The organism is Pseudomonas sp. NFX183, assembly GCF_047943075.1.
Lineage (GTDB): Bacteria > Pseudomonadota > Gammaproteobacteria > Pseudomonadales > Pseudomonadaceae > Aquipseudomonas.
Genome location: NZ_CP181333.1, coordinates 5,671,521 through 5,691,251 on the forward strand (window position 1 = coordinate 5,671,521; position 19,731 = coordinate 5,691,251).

Consider the following 19,731-nt stretch of genomic DNA (forward strand, 5'->3'; position numbering starts at 1 on the left):
GGTTTCAGATAAGGATAAAGATCAACGCCAGGCCGGCGAAGATCGCCCACTTTTCCAGGTAATAGCGCGCGCGATTGCGCTTTTTCAGCTCTTTACCGCGCAGGCGAATCTTGTACAGGCGGGTGAACGCGCGGTTCAGGCCGCCGGTCTTGTCGCCATCATCATTGGGCGAACCGGCCGCCGCCATCACGTTGCGGCTGAACCAACGGTTGAACGCCGCGGCCCAGCGGTATTTCATCGGCCGCTCAATGTCGCAGAACAAGATGATGCGGTTCTGCTGCGTGGTGTTTTCCGCGTAATGAATGTAGGTCTCATCAAACATTACTGGCTCGCCGTCGCGCCAGTAATAGCTCTCGCCGTCCACATTGATGTAGCAGCCAGGATCGTTAGGCGTGTCCAGACCCAGGTGATAGCGGTAGGAGCCGGCGTACGGGTCACGGTGGCGCACCAGCTTGGAGCCTGGCGGCAACTCGGCGAACATCGCTGCCTTAATCGAGCCAATGCTCTGCACCAGCTCGGTGGTGCGCGGGCACAGCTTCATCGCCGACGGGTGGCTGTCGCCGTACCACTTGAGGTAGAAACGCTTCCAGCCCGACTTGAAGAACGAATTGAAACCCACATCGTTGTACTGCTCGGAACGCTTGATCTCGCCCATGCGCATCAGGTTCTGGCCTTCCTGGCGGATTTCTTGCCAGTGCTCTTGCAACGGGCTCAGGTCGGGAAAATCGCCGGGCGACAAAAAGGGACGGCTTGGCTGCTTGGAAAACAGGTAAAGGAAGCAGTTGATCGGCGCAAGGAACGTCGAGTGATCGCTAAGCTGGCGGCCCAACTTGTGTCGCACCCGGCCACGCAGATGGACATACGCAATGGAGGCAACGTAGAGAGCAACAATGATGAGTTTCAAGGGATTCGTCACACGTCAGAAGAGAACAGGCTGCTCCTGCGTGCCCACAACGGCCGAGGATGGATAAGCAGCACCTGAAATCACGATTACACATAGGCGACTGGACGGGTTGGTTACAATCCGGACCAAGGCCATTGGCCGTTATTTAGCCACAGTTTGTAACCAAAGGTTAACTAAGAATTGTGAAAAGCTGTCCACAGACCGGCTCGGAGCCAGCGTGGGCCAGCATTGACGCTGGCCCATTGACAGTCATGCTCACGGCAGCCGTTGATCGTCCGTAGGCTCACGGTGTGGGCGGCTGCTGGTTTCTTGGGTCGCGTACGGTTCAGCCTTGCGATGCGTCAGCACGAAGTGACGGATCAATGCAGCCAATACGCCCAGGAACAGCCCGACGAACAGGCTCACCCCGACAATCAGCAGCTTTTTCGGCTTGATCGAGGTCAGCGGCTCCTGAGCACGACGGTCGATGGACACCAGCTTCAGATTGCTCATGTCGATATTGAGGCCTTTCAAACGGGCGATTTCGGCCCGCAGCGGCTCAACGTCTTGCAGGAAGATGTCCTCATTCCCACGCTTTTGCAGGACTTCAACCTCACGGTTGGTTTCAAGCAATTGCAGCTCTTTGCCAATTTCCGCGATGCGGCTATTGGTGAAGTCATCGCTGGTGCGCTGTTGCAATGCGGTTCGCTCGGCTTCCAGAGCCTCAGTGCCGAGGAAATACAACGGAATCTTCTGGTTGCTGATCTCGGTGCGCACCACCTGGCTGGAACCGGCTCGTGTGGTGTCGGCCATGGACGATGGCGTCGTAGGCTTTTTGATGCCCATGGACTTGGCAATCGAGATCGCCTCGGCCAGTTCCGCCAAGCGGTCGGTGCGCTCCATTTTCATCTGCAGGCGCAGCCCGCTGAGTTCATCCTGCAAGCGGGCGCGCTTGACCCGGTCAGCTTCAAGCAGCGTGGCGATCTTCGATTCCTTCTCGGTATCGTAGTTGGCGCGGGCCGCATCAATCTTGCCTCTAAGCTCGGTCAAACGGTTATTGACGATGACCTTGAGGTCGGCGCCGACCTGCTCACGTTCCGCTGCAACGGCGTAGTCGACAAACCCGTTGAGGATCGCGACGCCGTCTACGTCCGCTGGGTATTGCATCTCCAGACGCACATAACTGCTCAACGAATCGGATTTCTTCGGGTCTGGCAGGATCAGGTTGATCGAGTTGCGGTTGAAGTCTTCAAAGCTCTGCTCAAGGCTTCGCCCTGGTTTCTGAAAGGCCTTGAACAGTTCTTCGTGGCTTTTGAAAAAACCCAGGCGAGCGCCATAGGAGTCCAGCTGGGCGCCGACCTTGTCCAGCGCATCGGCGGGTGGCAGCTTATAGACTTCGGAGCGGTTCAACGCATCCAGTTCATTGATGGCCGCCGGGCGCAGCACACTGCTGACTTCATATGTCTTGGGAGCAAGCAGTGCGTAACCCGTCCCCAGTATCCCCGCCAGAATCGTACAACCCACTATCAGTTTTTTTTGCCGCCAGATGGCTTGGAACAATTCAAACAGATCAATTTCATCTGACGTTGCAGGTGAATTGAGCGGAGAAGTTCGATTCAAGATAAGAACACCTTAAAATGACATTAAAAAGCCACTACCCCATTCGAACTCAAGCACAGGCTCTAATGACGGAGAGACCAGAGACAACGCCCTGGCACAGTGACCAACTGCAGTCAGACCACACGCTAATGCGAAAAATCCGACGCAATTAGAGATTGTTTCTATTTCATGTCGATGACGACGCAGGGCGATCGTGAATGTATGCCCGAGAATGTCTAAGCGTAGTCAATAGTTGAGTAAATCTCCGCCAGCTCCCAGATAAAGCCCTTTTCGGTACATCTAGGTCACCACGCGGTTACAATTCGCGCCGTTAAAACGTTCGGCACTTAAGGTGCTCACCCCTCAATCCAGCCCCTGCAACAAGGAATGTGCATGCACTCTTTCTCAGATCCGGACTATCAAACTCTTCAAGGCGCTTGGGAGCAGACCGCCCTCGAAGACAGTGGCGTGCTCAACCCTGCCGACGCGCATAGCGCGCCGGGGGCAATCACGACGATTGCCGGGGACACGTTCGAAGTGAAGACGACCGAGGGCGAGGTATTGCTTGCGGGCCGGTTTACGCTGGACAGCAGCACTTCGCCCAAAAGCATCACCTGGGTGGATGCCATCGGCGAAGATGCCGGCAAGCCACTGCCCGCCAGCTATCGCCTGGACGGTGATGATTTTGTGTTTATCGCCGCCGATGCGGGCATGCCAAGGCCAAGGGTATTCAGCACGGAACCAGGGCAAACCATGCGCACTTTTGTGCGCAAAGGCTGATCGGCCGCCATCCGAACTTGCGACATGGTTTTCACACGGCCTTCACTTTCCGGCCTATAGGGTGAGGCCTACCTACTCCAGTGAATCACTTGGCCCGCCTCTCCTCGCGGGCTTTTTTTTGCGCGTGGGAAAACCGCTCAGGCGCAGCGCTTGGTGGCGGTCAAGGTGAAACACAGCGGCAATTGGGCCGGCTGATGGGCGTACTGCTCGTAGAGTTCTTCGCGGTTGCAGTGCGGGTATTCCTGCAGGTGCTCGATCTGCAGCTGCGCCGCTATTGCGCCACTCACCACGCTCCCCAGGGTATGCACGTACCAATAGGACGTCGGACCGGCAACCTCGCCCTGCCCTTCGTAGACAATCGACTGCTGCAGCACGAACGGATCGCGCTGAAAATATGAACTCACCGGCAGCAGTGGATTGGCAGCCCTCGGGTCAAACACCTCCAGGAATGGATGAGTTTCGTAGACCACCAGAGTGCCGCCGGGCTTGAGTGCACTCGCCACATGGCGCATGAACAGCGCCACATCGGGCATCCAGTTGAGTACGCCAATGGTCACCAGGGCGATGTCAAAACGCCCCAGCAGAGGTTCGGGCAGGTGATGGATATCGGCTTCAATGAACTCGGGGTCATGCGGCGACACCTCGGCCAATTCCCACGCCTGTTGCAGAAACGCCCGTGATTGGTCGACGCCCGCCACACGGCGGGCACCCAGGCCGAACAGTGACAGGCTTTCACGCCCGTTGTTACAGCCCAGCTGCACCACGTCTTTACCGGCAACGCCGACGTCTTGCAGCAACGCCGTGATCGTTGGATCCAGGCACGAAAAGTCCGCCCGGGCGACCGACTCCAGCAGCGTCTTCCAAGTGGCGGTGTCTTTGTGCAGCCTGGCGGAGGCATCCCAGGCATCCTTGTTACGAGCAATCGCCTGTTGGGCTGAGGGCATCTCCATTTGCGTCTCCAGATCGTCATGACAGCGGGCTTCGGAAAATAAGCCAATTGCCCATCAGATAAAACCCTTTCGGGCGACGAAACTTCTATTTGAGCCCGTAGGTCTTTAGCCCAATGAGTGTCCATCCCCTGAACACCCTTAGCGAAGACAGCGCCGTGGCCAATCACTCCGACCTGCGTAATACCCTGTCCCTGGACGGCCTGAATTTCTTTCTGGCCGATGTACGTGACGGGCTCGGGCCCTACCTGGCGATTTACTTGCTGGCAGTGCACAAATGGGAGCCCGCCAGCATCGGCGTGGTCATGACCCTGGCGGGTATCGCGGCCTTGATCACTCAGGGCCCGGCGGGCGCACTGATCGACCGCACGCGCAGCAAGCGCGCGGTGATCGCAGTGGCCGCCATCCTTGTCACCGTCAGTTGCCTGCTGCTGCCGTTTGTCAGCGCGTTCAGCTGGGTGGCATTGACTCAGGCGGCCAGTGCCGTAGCCGCCTCCGTATTCGCGCCGGCGATTTCGGCAATTTCCTTGGGGATTACCGGGCCGCGCGCCTTCACCCGCCGCACCGGGCGCAATGAAACCTTCAACCACGCCGGCAATGCCGTGGCGGCCCTGCTGGCGGGTGGCCTGGCTTATTGGTTCGGCCCGGTGGTGGTGTTTTACTTGATGGCCTTTATGGCCGTGGCCAGTGTCGTGGCGGTCAGTTGTGTCTCGGCGTCGGCAATTGACCACGAAGTCGCCCGGGGCTTTGATCCCGCGCACAGCAGCGATCATGAGCAACCCTCCGGCGTGAAGGTGCTGCTGAGCAATCGCCCGCTGCTGCTGTTCGCCATCTGCTGCGCGCTGTTTCACCTGGCGAACGCCGCGATGCTGCCGTTGGTCAGCCAGAAACTCTCGCAGATCAACCTGCAAATGGCCACGCCGCTGACCTCGGCCTGCATCGTCGCCGCGCAGCTGGTCATGGTGCCGATGGCCTGGCTGGTGGGCATTAAAGCTGACGTGTGGGGGCGTAAACCGTTGTTGCTGGCCGGTTTCCTGATTTTGCCGCTGCGTGGCGTGCTGTATACGCTGTCGAGCGACCCGTATTGGCTGGTGGGCGTGCAGATGCTCGACGGCATCGGGGCAGGGATTTTCGGCGCGCTGTTCCCGGTGATCGTCAAGGACCTGACCCAGGGCACGGGTCGGTTCAACGTCAGCCTTGGCGCGCTGTCCACGGTGTTTGGCCTGGGCGCGGCACTGAGCAGCAGCCTGGCCGGTTTCGTGGTGCAACAGGCCGGCTACAACGCGGCCTTCCTGACGCTGGCGGGCGTTGCCGCCGCCGCCCTGGCTTTGTTATGGCTGGCAATGCCGGAGACATTGACGAAACCATCGCTCGCGCGCATTACAACTGTCGCCTGACATATGCGACAATGCGCGCCAAATTCCAACACACATCCAAAATTTTCTGCTCAGCGACCGGGTTTCGCGCCTTGATGTCGCTGTTGACGCATGCCTGAAGGCTCCTGCCGCCACGCTCGCAACCCATTGATAGGTAAAGTAATTGATCTCCACAGCTAACATCACCATGCAGTTCGGCGCCAAGCCGCTCTTCGAGAATGTCTCGGTCAAATTCGGCGCCGGCAACCGTTATGGTTTGATCGGTGCCAACGGTTGCGGCAAGTCGACCTTCATGAAAATCCTTGGCGGCGACCTGGATCCGTCCGGCGGCCAGGTCATGCTCGAGCCGAACGTACGCCTGGGTAAACTGCGCCAGGACCAGTTCGCCTACGAAGAATTCACCGTGCTCGACACCGTGATCATGGGTCACGAAGAGCTGTGGAAGGTCAAGGCTGAGCGCGACCGCATCTACTCGCTGCCGGAAATGAGCGAAGACGACGGCATGGCCGTGGCCGAACTGGAAACCGAATTCGCCGAAATGGACGGCTACACCGCCGAATCCCGCGCCGGCGAGCTGCTGCTGGGCCTGGGCATTCCATTGGAGCAACACTTCGGCCCGATGAGCGAAGTGTCGCCAGGCTGGAAACTGCGCGTATTGCTGGCCCAGGCGCTGTTCTCCGATCCTGAAGTGCTGTTGCTCGACGAACCGACCAACCACTTGGACATCAACACCATCCGCTGGCTGGAAAACATCCTGACCCAGCGCTCCAGCCTGATGATCATCATCTCTCACGACCGTCACTTCCTGAACAGCGTGTGCACCCACATGGCTGACCTGGACTACGGCGAGCTGCGCCTGTTCCCGGGCAACTACGACGAGTACATGACCGTGGCGACCCAGTCCCGCGAGCAACTGCTGTCGGACAACGCCAAGAAGAAAGCCCAGATTTCCGAGCTGCAATCGTTCGTCAGCCGCTTCTCGGCCAACGCCTCGAAAGCCAAGCAGGCCACTTCCCGCGCCAAAGCGATCGACAAGATCCAGCTGGCCGAGGTCAAGCCTTCGAGCCGCGTGAGCCCGTTCATCCGTTTCGATCAGAACAAGAAGCTGCACCGCCAGGCGGTAATGGTCGAAAAAATGGCCAAGGGTTTCGACGGCAAGCCGCTGTTCAAAGACTTCAGCTTCCAGGTTGAAGCGGGCGAGCGTGTTGCGATCATCGGCCCGAACGGTATCGGCAAGACCACCCTGCTGCGCACCCTGGTCAATGAATTGACCCCGGACGCCGGCAGCATCAAGTGGACCGACGCCGCCGAGCTGGGCTACTACGCTCAGGATCACGCGCACGACTTCGAAGACGACGTCACCCTGTTCGACTGGATGGGTCAGTGGACGCAAGGCGAGCAAATGATTCGCGGCACCTTGGGCCGCATGCTGTTCTCCAACGACGAGATCCTCAAGTCGGTCAAGGTGATTTCCGGTGGTGAGCAAGGCCGCATGTTGTTCGGCAAGCTGATTCTGCAAAAGCCGAACGTGCTGATCATGGACGAACCGACCAACCACTTGGACATGGAATCCATCGAAGCGCTGAACCTGGCGCTGGAAAACTACCCGGGCACGCTGATCTTCGTCAGCCACGACCGTGAGTTCGTATCGTCCCTGGCCACCCGCATCATCGAGCTGAGCGCCAACGGCGTGATCGACTTCAGCGGCACCTACGACGACTACCTGCGCAGCCAAGGCGTGGTGTTCTAAGTAACGCCACTGTAGTGAGCTGGCTTGCCCTGTGAGCTGGCTTGTTGTGGCGAGCAGGCTTACCCTGCGTTGGGCTGCGAAGCGGCCCTAAAATCAGACACCGCGTTCTGCCAGGCAGAACGCGGTGTTTTTTATTGGGGCTGCTGCGCAGCCCAACGCAGGGCAAGCCTGCTCGCCACAAGCAGCCCGCTCACCACAATAAACCCAGCCATCAAACAAACTAGTTAGCCTGCTTCCTTTTCCCCCACGCCCTTGCCATCATGCCGTCACCGCCCGCCCGCGAACGAGTGACCATGCCTGCCACCGCCCCCAGTTCACTGTCGATCACCCTGCAGATCGTCTCCATCGTCTTCTACACCTTCATCGCCTTTATCTGCATCGGCCTGCCGATCGCGGTGATCCCGGGTTATGTGCATGAAAATCTGGGTTTTAGCGCGGTGGTGGCCGGGGTCACCATCGGTTCGCAGTACCTGGCCACCCTGCTCAGCCGGCCGATGGCTGGGCGCATGTCCGACAATGTCGGCACCAAGCGGGCGATTGTGCTGGGCCTGGCCGGTATTCTGGTCAGCGGTGTGCTGACGTTTTTCGCGACGCTGGTCGAGAGCCTGCCCGCGCTGAGCCTGGGCATCCTGATCGTCGGCCGGCTGTTGCTTGGCGTGGCTCAAGGGCTGATAGGCGTGGGCACCATCAGTTGGTGCATGGGCGCGGTGGGCGTTGAACACACGGCGCGCTCGATTTCGTGGAATGGCATTGCCTCCTACGGCGCCATTGCGATTGGCGCGCCGCTGGGGGTGGTGATGGTGGCGGATTATGGCTACACCAGCCTTGGCATCGCTTTGACGGTGCTGGCGGCGCTGGGTCTGGTGCTGATCCGTAATAAGCCTTCGGTGCCCGTGGTACGCGGCGAACGACTGCCCTTCTGGGCGGTGTTCGGGCGCATTGCGCCATTTGGCACCAGCCTGTGCCTGGCGTCGATTGGCTACGGCACGCTGACCACCTTTATTACCCTGTATTACCTCAATCGCGGCTGGGCCGGGGCAGCGTATTGCCTGACGGTATTTGGCGCGTGTTTTATCCTGTCGCGCCTGGTGTTTATCTCCGCCATCAGCCGTTTTGGCGGGTTCAGTGCGGCGATTGCTTGCATGACCATCGAAACCCTGGGCCTGACGCTGCTGTGGCTGGCGCCCTCAACCGGGGTTGCGCTGATCGGTGCCGGGCTCACGGGTTTTGGCTTGTCGCTGGTGTACCCGGCGTTGGGCGTCGAAGCCATCAAGCAGGTGCCCAACAGCAGCCGTGGCGCCGGCTTGAGTGCGTATGCGGTGTTTTTTGATCTGGCCCTGGCGATTGCCGGGCCATTGATGGGCGCCGTGGCCCTGAACCTCGGCTACGGCTGGATCTTCTTTTGCGCCGCGCTGTTATCGGTCACGGCGCTGGGGCTGACCGTGTTGCTCAAGCGCCGCGCTTACTGATCGGCGGTCTGCATACCGGCGCGGGTCGCTTGGCCCAGCGTGTGGGAGAAGAAGCGCCCCGCTTCTGAAATCAGGTCGCGGTGGATGCCTTCGCGGTCAACGCCATCGGCATCCGTGCAGATCGCCGGCATCGCCACCAATTGGTCGCTGTCACACGGCGCCATGAACACGAAATGCCCGGCGCCCGCCAACAGTTTGAAATCCGGCGGCTCCGGCAGTTTGCGCGCCAGGGCAGCGGCGTTCTTGTCCACGGCCACCAGTTTGTCGCCGTCGCCGCTGTAAAGCAGCACGGGCACATGCACATCCGCCAGGGTATGGCGGCCAAACATCAGGCTCAACGGCGCCATCAGCATCAAGGCATGAATGCGCGGGTCGGCCTGTGGCTGCAAGTCGTCGCGATCCACCACCAGTTCGCCTTTGGTGGTGCACGCGTCGCGGTCTTCCGGGCGCTCCTGGCAATAACGACGCAGGCGGTCGAAGTCCGGCTTGGCGCCGGCCAGGATCAACGCCGTTTCGCCGCCGGCGGAGTAACCGATCACGCCCACCTGATCGACGTTGACGAACGGCGACAGCATCGGGTCGCCGAGGGTGGCGGTGATCGCTTCGGAGATCTGAATCGGCCGGCCATACAGGTTGCTCACGGTGCCCAGGCGGCTGTGATCCTTGTAGTTGTCGCCGGGGTGCAATACGGCCACCACCACAAAGCCCTTGCGCGCCAAAGACGTGGCCAGGTCGTGCAGGGCCAGTGGCGTACCGATGTTGCCGTGGGACAGCATCAGCATCGGGAAGCGGCCGATGGCGACCTTGGAGTCTTCGGTGGCGGCGACGTGATAGGCGCCCAACGCAGTGCTGTGTTCATCGTCGGTCGACGGATAAAACGCGATGGCCTTCATCGGCTGCTGGTCCAGCGGGTCGAGAAACGTCATGCGATGGAAGCCCACACTCCAATGCGGGTGCGGCGCTGGGGCGGCGTGCACTGAAATCAGGCCACCGAGCAGGGAGAGAACCAAAACAGCACAAAGACGCATCATGGGGATGTCCACCTTTGCTGCGCGACCACGTTCAACACCCGCGGCAGATCTATATGAAAAGTCCATGGTTCAAGGCGCTCACAGCGGGTGATAAACCCATGCGTGCATAACCTGGGCCAAAGTAGTGACAGCGGGTAAACGAAAAAACTCCGTACTCCAGTCGTTTTGAGGCGATCAGAATACAGAGTTTAGGCGCCCGACTTCAGATTGGAACCGAGCAGACGCGAAATTTACACAAGCCTTACGCGGCGGCGAACAATTGTTCGTTGATCACGGCGTTGGCGTCGCTCAGGGCTTTGCTGCGCACTTCTTCACCGTAGGCCAGGCCTTGGGCGCGGACGAACTCGATGTCGGTGATGCCAAGGAAGCCAAACACCAGCTTCAAATAGTCTTCGTGGCCGACGTTGCTTGCCTGACCGGCGTGCAGACCGCCCGCAGTCGAGACGATGATCAGCTTCTTGCCACCGCACAGGCCTTCAGGGCCGGCTTCGGTGTAACGGAAGGTCTGGCCGGCGACGGCGATGCGGTCGATCCAGGCCTTGAGCTGAGAGGGCACCGAGAAGTTGTACATCGGCGCACCGATCACCACCGCGTCGGCGGCGATGAATTCAGCCAGCGACGACGCGCTCAGTTCAGCCTCGTGCTGTTGTACCGCGTCGCGCAATTCAGCCGCGGTGCCCAGGGCACCCAGGGTCAGGCCCGAAAAGTGGCTGATGCCTTCGCTTGCCAGGTCACGGTAAGTCACTTCCACACCCGGCTCAGCCGCTTGCCAGGCCTTGACCACACCAGCGCTGAGCTGACGCGAAGCCGAGTTGTCGCCGAGGATGCTGGAATCGATATGCAACAGTTTCATGCGGGATCTCCAAGTGAGGATCGCGGCTAGGCGATCGAATGAGGTTGATCCTACACATGAACCCAATAAACGATTAGCCAGCTTAAATGCGATTGTTCGTCCTGCCAGCAGGACAATCCTTTCACCGCCAATATTCAATCCGACAAGGTTATTGCCTGAAGCGCTGACGCACTGGATTTCGCCCGCGCTTCGCTTCATTCTCGCCGGCAGATCCGACAGCCACCGGCCACGCCATGCACCCACCCTCTCCCGTCCTGACCAAGAGCCTGACCCTGATCCTCGCCATCTGCTGCGGGTTTTCGGTCGCCACGATTTACTACAACCAGGCCATGCTGCCGCTGATCGCCAATACCTTTGCGGTGTCCACCGCGCACGTCGGGCAGATCGCGATGCTCACGCAACTGGGCTATGCCTGCGGCCTGCTGCTGTTCGTACCGCTGGGCGACCGGATCAGCCGACGCACATTGATCCTGGCCGTGCTGTGTCTGAACTTCATCAGCCTGCTGGCCTCGGCCACGGCGCCGTCTTACACCTGGCTGCTGGTGGCGAGCGGGCTGCTGGGGCTGTCGGGTATCAGCGCGCAGGTGATCATTCCCGCCGCTTCCGACCTCAGTACCCTCGAACAGAAAGGCGCGGTGCTGGGCCTTATGGTCAGCGGCTTGTCGGCCGGTGGCTTGCTGGCCAGGACCGTCAGCGGCGTGATCAGCGGCTGGCTGGGCTGGCGCGGCATGTTTGCGGTGGCCGCGGCGCTGGATGTGCTGCTGTTTATGGCAATCCTGACGCGCATGCCGGTGTCGATCTCCACCAGCAAACTCGCGTATGGCGCCTTGCTCAAATCCCTGTGGGGCCTGGCCAGGCAATACCCGACCCTGCGCCAATCGGCGCTCAAGGGCGCCCTGGTATTCGGTGCATTGAATGTGTTCTGGGGCTCGATGGCCGCCTTGCTGGCCTTGCCGCCGTATGGCTTTACGAGCGCCCAGGCAGGCCTTGTGGGGCTGTCGGCCATCGTCGGCATCCTCTGCGCCTCGACCATTGGCCAGCAAACCCGGCGCCATGGGCGCTTGCTCGAACGCGCCGGCATCACCACGGTGCTGGTGGCGTTTATCCTGATCTACAGCCTTGGGCTGAGCGGCTGGTGGTGGCCCATCCTGATTGCGGCAACCTTCCTTGACCTGGGTAACCGGACCAACCAACTGGCCAACCAGACCCGCGTATTGGCGCTGGAACCCTCAGCCACCAGCCGCCTGAACACCGTGTTCATGGTGGTCTATTTTATCGGCGGCGCCCTGGGTTCGGCGGCGGGCGCTTTCGCCTCGCAGCACTACGGCTGGCAGGGACAGGCCCTCACCGGCGCGGCCTTTGCCGGGCTGGCCTTGCTGATGACCCTGTTCAGTGGGACGACACATAAATCGACGCCGACGTAGGCGCCGGCAATGCATAGGTGCGCTTCATCCACTGGATCTCTGCCTGCGGCGTGCGCCCGAAAAAGCGTTTGAACTCGCGGCTGAACTGCGAGGCGCTTTCATAGCCGACCCTGGCACACGCCGTGGCGGCGGTGATGTCGTTGCGCAACATCAATAAGCGCGCCTGGTGCAGGCGCGTGGACTTGAGGTATTGCATCGGTGAGGTGTCCGTGACCGTGCGAAAGTGCGCGTGAAAACTCGGCACACTCATCCTGGCTTCCGCCGCCAGGGTCTCCACGTCCAGGTGCTGGTGGTAGCAGCCGTGAATCTTGCGGATCGCCCGCGCGACCTTGCCGAACTGGCCCTGCTGGTTGAGCGCGGCGCGCATCGAGCCGCCCTGCGCGCCCGTGAGGATGCGGTAGTAGATTTCGCGCACCAGCGACGGGCCGAGGAGCTGCGCGTCCATCGGCACACGCATCACTTCGAGAAAAAGCAGCAACGACTCGCTGAGCGGCTCATCCATGGGCGATGAATACATGCCGCGGGGCTTGGCCTCAACCAGGTCAGGGAAGTCATCCAGCGCCACCATCCATTCGGCGGCGAGGGTAAAATCCAGCCGCAGGTACACCGCCAGCATGGGCTCTTCTTCACTGGCCTCGGTTTCCATGGTGAACGGCACAGGCACCGAGACCACCAGGTAATGCTGCGCGTCATACAGGTAAATGTCTTCCCCCAGAAAGCCGCGCTTGCACCCCTGGCAGACAATCACAATGCCGGGATCGTAGAGCACCGGAACCCGATGCAAAGGCCGGTTGGAACGCAAAAAGCGCACGTCATCTAACGCGGTCAGGTTATAGCCTTCGACAGGCGCCAGGGTGCCCATCAGTTCGATGATTCGTTGGGTACGGCCCATGGTGCAAGGCTCCTGGCGAAAACCGCACGTTACTGTGCAATCGTCGCCGTGGCTATGTACTCATAGGAATAGGCAATCAGCAGATTGGTTTGGATATTCGCTCAAACCGCCCGTTTCCGTAGCCTGAAACAACACGTTCAGCCCTCGGAGATGCCCTCATGCTAATCGTCTACAACCCCGCCACCGGTGAAGAAATCGGCCGCGTTGCCAGGAACACCTCGGCTGAAGTCAAAGCGGCGGTCGAGCGTACCTGCGCGGCTTTCCCGGAATGGTCTTCCAAGCTCGCCAAAGAGCGCAGCGAGATCCTGCGCCGCTGGCACGACGCCGTTAAGGCCGACAAGGAAGCCTTCGCCGAACTGCTGTGCCGCGAAAACGGCAAGTGCCTCACCGAAGCCCGTGGCGAAATCGATTACGGCCTGGGTTTTATCGAGTGGTACGCCGAAGAAGCCAAGCGCGTGTATGGCGACACCCAGCCCACCCACGACCGCAACGCCAACGTGGTGGTGACCAAGGAAGCGGTCGGCCCTGTTGCGGCGATCACCCCGTGGAACTTCCCGTTCATGATGATCACGCGCAAAGTCGCCACAGCCTTGGCGGCGGGTTGCACCATGGTCATCAAGCCTGCCGAAGACACGCCGCTCACCGCCTTCAAGCTGCTGGAATACGCGCGCAAGGCCGGTATCGAACCCGGCGTGCTGGAAGTGGTGGTCGGCGATCCCAAGGAGATCGGCCTGATCTTCACCGCCGACCCGCGCATTCGCAAAATCACCTTTACCGGCTCCACCGCTGTCGGCAAATTGCTTGCGGCGCAATGCGCGGCCACCCTCAAGAAAATGACCCTGGAACTGGGCGGCAACGCGCCGTTTATCGTGTTTCAGGACGCCAACCTGGATGAGGCCGTCAAGGGCCTGGTCAGCGCCAAACTGCGCAACAGCGGCCAGGTGTGCATCTCGCCGAACCGGATTTTTGTGCAGCACAGCATCCTCGAGGACTTCGTCCAACGCGTGCAGGCGGCCGTTGCCAAAATCGATGTCGATCAAGGCCTGCGCGAAGACTTTGTGGTCGGGCCGCTGGTCAATCAACTGGGTTTTGACAAAGTCGTGCGCCTGGTGGAAGACGCCAAAGCCGCCGGCGCCAACGTGCTGATGGGTGGCAAGCCCCACGCCAGGGGCGGGTTGTTCTACGAACCCACCGTGGTGACCGGTTTGCGCGACGACTCACCGCTGGCCACTGAGGAAATCTTCGGGCCGGTGTTCGCCATCTACTCATTCAAGGATGAAGAGGAAGTCATCGCGCGCGCCAACCAGACCGAGTTTGGCCTGGTGGCGTATGCCTACACCAGCGCGCTGGGGCGTTCGTTGCGGCTGTCGCGCCAACTGGAGGCGGGGATGGTCATCCTCAATTCGGGTTCGGTCGGCACCGCGTCGGTTCCCTTTGGCGGCATCAAGCAATCCGGCTATGGCCGTGAGGGCAGCTACTACGGGATCGAAGAGTACGTGCATGTGAAGTATGTGCTGATGGCGGGCGCGCAGTTCTAAGCGCTTAATCACGTCCAACGCGAGCAGCCACACGGCGCTCGCTTTTTTTGTAGTGGATTTGCCCTCGCCAGACGCGGATAGTTCGTCCCACTGACAGGACAATAGGTTGACCATGCAAGACCTCAACGACCTCTACTATTTCGCCAAAGTCGTCGAGGCCGGCGGCTTTGCGGCGGCCGGCCGGCTACTGGGGATTCCCAAGTCACGGCTGTCACGGCGTATTGCCGAGCTGGAAGGACGCCTCGGCGCGCGCCTGTTGCAGCGCACCACCCGCCAATTGACCCTCACTGCGGTCGGCGAGCGTTATTTGCGCCATTGCCAGGCCATGCTGCTGGAAGCGGAAATGGCCGACGAGGCCGTGGCCAGTATGTCCAGCGAACCGCGCGGGCGCCTGCGGGTAAGCTGCCCGGTGGGCATGGCCCAGCACATGATGCCGGGCATGGTTGCCGGTTTTCTCGCCGCCCACCCGCTGGTACAGCTGGAGATGACGCTGGTGAACCGCCGTGTCGACCTGGTGGCTGAAGGCATCGACGTGGCCCTGCGCGTGCGCGAGTCGGGCGATGAAGACCCGCTGCTGGTGACCAAGCGCCTGCGCCAGGCCCAGACCCTGCTGGTGGCCAGCCCTGAATTCATCCAGGGTCGGCACATCGACAGCCTCGAAGACCTCAAACAGCTACCGGTGCTCGGCGCCCTGGAGGCCGACCGCCTGGTCCACCTGCGCCTGATCGACCCGCAAGGCAACGCCCAGGACCTCGCGCTGGAAGCCCGCCTGGGCATCGACGACTTCATCGTGCGCAAGGCCTGTGCCCTCAAGGGCCTGGGCTTCACGGTGTTGCCGATGATGTACTGCGAAGAGGAATTGGCCAGCGGCCAATTGGTGCAGCTGCTGCCGCATTGGTCGTCACCGGGCGGCTGGTTGCAGGCGGTTTACCCGCATCGCCGTGGCGTGCTGCCGGCCATTCGTGCCTGGATCGACTACCTGGAAGAAGCCTTCAAGGACTGCGGAGACCGCTTGCTATGAAAATGACTGAAGCACACGTCGCCGCCTTCTGCCTGAGCCTGCCCGGCGCGCGGGAAGACTACAAATGGGGCGGCGTGCGGGTGTTCTCGATTGCTGGCAACAAGATGTTCGCCGTGCAGAACCTGCGGGGCGAATCGCTGGCGTTCAAGGTCGACAAGGACCTGTTCCTCGGCCACGTCGACCGCCCCGGCATTCATCCGGCGCCTTATCTGGCGCGGGCACAGTGGATCATCATGAACACGCCCTACCCGCTGGGCGCCGAGGAACTGCGTGGCCTGTTGCAGCGTTCTCACCAGTTGGTGGTGAGCAAACTGCCCAAGCGCACGCAGATCGGGCTGTTGCTAGAAGATTGAAAGCAGCGTGCCGCCCAGGAATAACTGGTCGAGCCAGAACACCTCGTGCAGCAACACGATGACCCAGAACAGTACCTGGTACGACACTTTGCGCGTCTTGTGCCGGAACACCTGCTGGGCGATTAACGCCCCGGGCCATCCGCCGGCCAGTTCCACGGCGTGCAGGATGTTTTCGCGAACGCGCGGGCCTGCTGTCTGAGCCTTGCGCTTGTCACCCCAGTAGAGAAAAAACGCTACCACGCTGACCACGCCATAGGCGGTCAGCGGGATCACTGTTTCACCGCGATGCCACACCAGCGCCGCCCCCAGCAGCGGCGCGGCGCACAACAGCACAAAGAGCAGCGCCTTGAGGCGCGGATGCTGAATGCTCATGGCTTGACCGCCGACCAGTCGATCCAGCCGAACTGCCAGGTCGCCAGAATCAGCACGCCGAACGCGATGCGATACCAGGCAAACGCCGCATAGCTGTGGCTGGCGATGAACTTGAGCAAGGCCTTGACCGCGATCATCGCAAAGATGAACGAGGTGACGAACCCGATGACAAACACCGGCAGGTCATCGGGCTGGAACAAGTGACGGTACTTGTAGCCCGAATACAGGGCCGCGCCGACCATGGTTGGCATCGCCAGGAAAAACGAAAACTCGGTGGCGGTCTTGCGTGACAGGCCGAACAACAGGCCGCCAATGATGGTGGCGCCGGAGCGTGAGGTGCCGGGAATCATCGCCAGGCACTGGGCCAGGCCGACCTTGAGCGCGTCTTTCCACGTGATCTGGTCCACGGTGTCAGCATGCACCGCATGGTCGCGGCGCTCGGCCCACAACATGATCACGCCACCCACGACCAGGGCGGTGGCCACGGTGATCGGGTTGAACAGGTAATGCTTGATCAGGTCGGCAAAAATCACCCCCAGCACGATGGCCGGCACCACCGCGATGATCAGGTTAGCCGTGAAACGCCGGGCACTGGGCTGGGTCGGCAAGCCGATGACCACGTCGAGGATCTTGCGCCGAAACTCCCAGACCACCGCCAGGATCGCGCCCAATTGAATAATGATGTTGAACGCATCAAAGCGTTCGCCGCCGAAGCCGATCAAGTCGGCGACGATGATCTGGTGCCCGGTGCTGGATATGGGCAGGAACTCTGTCAGCCCCTCCACCACGCCAAGAATCACTGCCTGTATGGCGGTCCAAAAATCCATGTATCCCCCAAAGGTCATGCCTGTCGGCATGCCTTGACTGTCTTTTTAATAGTTCACTGACGACAAGCGCACTCAAGTTCCGCTGCTGATTTTCAACATCGGCCTGCAAAAATTTCGTGAAAAATCAGGGAGTACTCAGGTTTTTCAATTACAGGCCGAAAGCCTATCAGACAAGCCGGAAATGTCGATGCGGCGCCCACAATTATAAAAAGCATGGAGTGACAGGACGATGAACAGTTTGCGCAGCATGTCGATCAGCCGCCGCCTCTGGCTGATCCTGATAGTCGCCGTGTTGATGCTGCTGACGTTGGGGCTGTTGATGCTCAAGCAGATCCACGGCGACCTTTACCAGGCCAAACGCCAGCAGACCCAGCACGTGGTGCAGACCGCCAGCGGGGTGCTGGCCTATTACCAGAACCTTGAGAAAACCGGCGTGCTCAGCCGTGAAGCCGCACAGCAGCAGGCCCTGAGCGCGGTGCGTGGCCTGCGCTACGACCACGACGATTACTTCTGGATCAACGACCTGACGCCCGTGATGATCATGCACGCGGCCAACCCCAAGCTGGATGGCCAGAACCTCTCGGCGATCCGCGACCCGGACGGTTTTGCGGTGTTCAACGAATTCGTGATCCTGGCCAAGGCCAAGGGCGCCGGCATCGTCAACTATCGCTGGCCCAAACCCGGCGCCGAAGCGCCCGTGGAAAAAACCTCGTACATCCAGCTGTTCGAACCCTGGGGCTGGATTATCGGCTCCGGCGTGTACGTGGATGATGTGCAGGCCGAGTTCACAGGCCAAGTGTGGAAGGCCTCGCTGATTGGCCTGGGCATCGCCCTGCTGATGGCCGTGTTGGTCACCTTGATTGCGCGCAGCATCGTGACGCCGTTGCAGGCGGCGGTAAACGCCATGGCCAATATCGCCAGTGGCGAAAGCGACCTGACGCGCAGCCTCGACACCCACGGGCGCGACGAAGTCACCCAGTTGTCTCGGCACTTCAATAGCTTTACCGCCAAGCTGCGCCAGGTGGTCGGCCAGTTGCAGGTGTGCGCCAACGCGTTGGGCCAGTCGTCCACGGAACTGGGCAACAACGCCAGCCAGGCGCATGACCGCAGCCAGCAGCAGTCGCAGCAGATGGAATTGGTGGCGACGGCGATCAATGAAGTGACTTATGGCGTGCAGGACGTGGCGAAAAACGCCGAACACGCGGCCAGTGAGATGCGCGATGCACAGGCCCAGGCGCAGCAGGGCCAAGTGAATATCGACGGTAGTTTGCAGCAGATCGACCAGCTCTCCGGCACCATCAGCCAGGCCGTGGAGGTGATTCGCACCTTGTCCAGCGAGAGCACGCAGATTGGTGGTGTGCTGGAAGTGATCCGCTCCATCGCTGACCAGACCAACCTGCTGGCGCTTAACGCGGCCATTGAGGCCGCGCGTGCCGGGGAACAGGGCCGTGGGTTTGCAGTGGTCGCCGATGAAGTGCGCTTGCTGGCTCAGCGTACGCAAAAATCCACTGCTGAAATCCAAGTGATGATTGAGCGTCTGCAGGGGCACTCGGAAGCGGCGGTCAAGGTGATCAGTGACAGCCATAGCGCTTCGCAGCTGACGATTGAACAGGCTGGGCAGGCCCGTGCGAGTCTTACCGCCATTGGCCAGGCGTTGCGTAACCTCAACGGGCTGAATGCCTCGATTGCCAGCGCGACCTTGCAACAGGCGCATGTGGTGGAGGATATCAACCAGAACGTCACGCAGGCGGCCGGGTTGTCGCACAGCACTGCGCTGGCGGCGGAGCAATCCAGCGTGGCGAGTGCGCATTTGCGTGGGTTGAGTGAGGAGTTGGGCGGGTTGCTGCGGCAGTTCAAGGTTTAGCTTTTTTTGGGGGGGTTAGAGCGGGGTGTACATATCCGTTGTTTGGGTGATGGTGGCTTTTGGTTCCGCACTTACGGCGGGTCACTTTTGAAAAGCGCAAAAGTAACCAAAACGCTCTTGCCCCACCACTCGGCACCTCGCCTAGGCTCGGTGTGCCCTCACGCAGGCATTACTCCGCGGGCCGCCGCGACGGGGCGTCCCTGCCCCGTCGCGGCTAAACCGGCGTCCTGCCGGTTTACCCGCTCCGTACTACCTGCGTTCGGCCAGCGTGGTTTAACGGGGCGCCTAAGATCAAGATCAAAAGCACGGCGGCCTGGTAGCCGACCTGAGTGGTTAGATCAAAAGCGGAAGCGAGGCGGCCTGACAGCCGACCTGATCCTTGAAGCTGAACCCATTCAAATGTGGGAGCTGGCTTGCCTGCGATGGCATCAACCCGGTGTACCTGCTGGACCGAGTTGTCTGCATCGCAGGCAAGCCAGCTCCCACAGAAAAGCCAAGCAGTGCGGGGCTGGCGGCTGAACTCGGTCAACTTGTGGGAGCGGGCTTGCTCGCGAAGGCGGTGGGTCAGCTCATATGTCACTGACACACCGCCTTCGCGAGCAAGCCCGCTCCCACAGTTGGTTCTCGGTGCTTCAGGTTGAAGGGGTGTTACTCAGCTTTTACCTCTGCCACTCACGCCATGCTCTGCCTTTAACGCTGATCTCACACGCCCCGTTAAACCACGCCAGCCGCCATGACCGCAGCGATGTGTA

General features: G+C 60.7%; 17 protein-coding genes. 9 read left to right on the top strand and 8 right to left on the bottom strand.

Going from position 1 to position 19,731, the window contains the following annotated elements:
- Positions 1-4: 4 nt before the first annotated feature.
- On the bottom strand, positions 5-904 hold the full coding sequence (gene lpxO, locus ACM530_RS26480) for a lipid A hydroxylase LpxO (protein WP_145160448.1): 900 nt from the start codon (positions 902-904) through the stop codon (positions 5-7).
- Between the two features lie 255 nt (positions 905-1,159).
- Entirely contained in the window at positions 1,160-2,503 is a 1,344-nt protein-coding gene (locus ACM530_RS26485; RefSeq protein ID WP_416363568.1) for an LPS O-antigen chain length determinant protein WzzB, read from the bottom strand.
- A 372-nt stretch (positions 2,504-2,875) separates the two neighbouring features.
- Between ACM530_RS26485 and ACM530_RS26490 the strand changes: the two genes are divergently transcribed.
- Positions 2,876-3,262 carry a TIGR03067 domain-containing protein gene (locus tag ACM530_RS26490; RefSeq protein ID WP_145160446.1) on the top strand — a complete coding sequence of 129 codons (387 nt, stop codon included), beginning with the start codon at positions 2,876-2,878 and terminating at the stop codon, positions 3,260-3,262.
- A 137-nt stretch (positions 3,263-3,399) separates the two neighbouring features.
- On the opposite strand, the gene ACM530_RS26495 is transcribed toward ACM530_RS26490, so the two are convergent.
- Positions 3,400-4,212, bottom strand: a complete 813-nt coding sequence (locus ACM530_RS26495; RefSeq protein ID WP_416363569.1) for a class I SAM-dependent methyltransferase — start codon at positions 4,210-4,212, stop codon at positions 3,400-3,402.
- A gap of 155 nt (positions 4,213-4,367) precedes the next feature.
- Between ACM530_RS26495 and ACM530_RS26500 the strand changes: the two genes are divergently transcribed.
- The 3 genes from ACM530_RS26500 to ACM530_RS26510 all read left to right on the top strand — a co-directional run bounded on the left by ACM530_RS26500 (position 4,368) and on the right by ACM530_RS26510 (position 8,804).
- Positions 4,368-5,606 (top strand): MFS transporter, encoded by a 1,239-nt coding sequence (locus ACM530_RS26500; RefSeq protein WP_242197904.1) that lies wholly within the window; start codon positions 4,368-4,370, stop codon positions 5,604-5,606.
- A gap of 142 nt (positions 5,607-5,748) precedes the next feature.
- The gene (locus tag ACM530_RS26505) at positions 5,749-7,335 is read left to right on the top strand and encodes an ABC-F family ATPase (protein WP_106577981.1); all 1,587 of its coding nucleotides are present in this window, start codon (positions 5,749-5,751) and stop codon (positions 7,333-7,335) included.
- A 293-nt stretch (positions 7,336-7,628) separates the two neighbouring features.
- Positions 7,629-8,804, top strand: coding sequence for an MFS transporter (locus ACM530_RS26510; protein ID WP_145160442.1), 1,176 nt, complete (start codon positions 7,629-7,631; stop codon positions 8,802-8,804).
- Here the strand turns inward: ACM530_RS26510 and ACM530_RS26515 are convergent.
- Both ACM530_RS26515 and ACM530_RS26520 read right to left on the bottom strand, forming a co-directional pair.
- Positions 8,798-9,835: an alpha/beta hydrolase family protein gene (locus ACM530_RS26515; RefSeq protein ID WP_369302260.1), complete on the bottom strand. Its 1,038-nt coding sequence runs from the start codon at positions 9,833-9,835 to the stop codon at positions 8,798-8,800. The genes ACM530_RS26510 and ACM530_RS26515 overlap by 7 nt on opposite strands.
- A 241-nt stretch (positions 9,836-10,076) precedes the next feature.
- Positions 10,077-10,688: an FMN-dependent NADH-azoreductase gene (locus tag ACM530_RS26520; protein ID WP_106577978.1), complete on the bottom strand. Its 612-nt coding sequence runs from the start codon at positions 10,686-10,688 to the stop codon at positions 10,077-10,079.
- A 233-nt stretch (positions 10,689-10,921) separates the two neighbouring features.
- Between ACM530_RS26520 and ACM530_RS26525 the strand changes: the two genes are divergently transcribed.
- Complete coding sequence (locus ACM530_RS26525; protein WP_416363570.1) at positions 10,922-12,112, top strand: MFS transporter; 1,191 nt, start codon at positions 10,922-10,924, stop codon at positions 12,110-12,112.
- Here the strand turns inward: ACM530_RS26525 and ACM530_RS26530 are convergent.
- Positions 12,078-13,004, bottom strand: coding sequence for an AraC family transcriptional regulator N-terminal domain-containing protein (locus ACM530_RS26530; RefSeq protein WP_416363571.1), 927 nt, complete (start codon positions 13,002-13,004; stop codon positions 12,078-12,080). The two genes, ACM530_RS26525 and ACM530_RS26530, sit on opposite strands and share 35 nt — an antisense overlap.
- 158 nt (positions 13,005-13,162) lie before the next feature.
- Between ACM530_RS26530 and ACM530_RS26535 the strand changes: the two genes are divergently transcribed.
- The 3 genes from ACM530_RS26535 (at position 13,163) to ACM530_RS26545 (ending at position 15,916) form a co-directional block, all read left to right on the top strand.
- Complete coding sequence (locus ACM530_RS26535; protein WP_416363572.1) at positions 13,163-14,542, top strand: NAD-dependent succinate-semialdehyde dehydrogenase; 1,380 nt, start codon at positions 13,163-13,165, stop codon at positions 14,540-14,542.
- A 112-nt stretch (positions 14,543-14,654) separates the two neighbouring features.
- Complete coding sequence (locus ACM530_RS26540; protein ID WP_416363573.1) at positions 14,655-15,563, top strand: LysR substrate-binding domain-containing protein; 909 nt, start codon at positions 14,655-14,657, stop codon at positions 15,561-15,563.
- Positions 15,560-15,916, top strand: coding sequence for an MmcQ/YjbR family DNA-binding protein (locus tag ACM530_RS26545; protein WP_145160428.1), 357 nt, complete (start codon positions 15,560-15,562; stop codon positions 15,914-15,916). Before ACM530_RS26540 ends, ACM530_RS26545 begins: the two co-directional genes overlap by 4 nt.
- Here the strand turns inward: ACM530_RS26545 and ACM530_RS26550 are convergent.
- Entirely contained in the window at positions 15,905-16,288 is a 384-nt protein-coding gene (locus ACM530_RS26550; RefSeq protein WP_416363574.1) for a DUF1294 domain-containing protein, read from the bottom strand. The genes ACM530_RS26545 and ACM530_RS26550 overlap by 12 nt on opposite strands.
- Positions 16,285-17,115 carry an undecaprenyl-diphosphate phosphatase gene (locus ACM530_RS26555; protein ID WP_416363575.1) on the bottom strand — a complete coding sequence of 277 codons (831 nt, stop codon included), beginning with the start codon at positions 17,113-17,115 and terminating at the stop codon, positions 16,285-16,287. Before ACM530_RS26555 ends, ACM530_RS26550 begins: the two co-directional genes overlap by 4 nt.
- 229 nt (positions 17,116-17,344) lie before the next feature.
- On the opposite strand from ACM530_RS26555, the gene ACM530_RS26560 reads away from it, so the two are divergent.
- A complete protein-coding gene (locus tag ACM530_RS26560; protein WP_416363576.1) occupies positions 17,345-18,979 on the top strand; it encodes a methyl-accepting chemotaxis protein in 1,635 nt (544 codons plus the stop codon).
- The last annotated feature ends 752 nt before the right edge of the window (positions 18,980-19,731 follow it).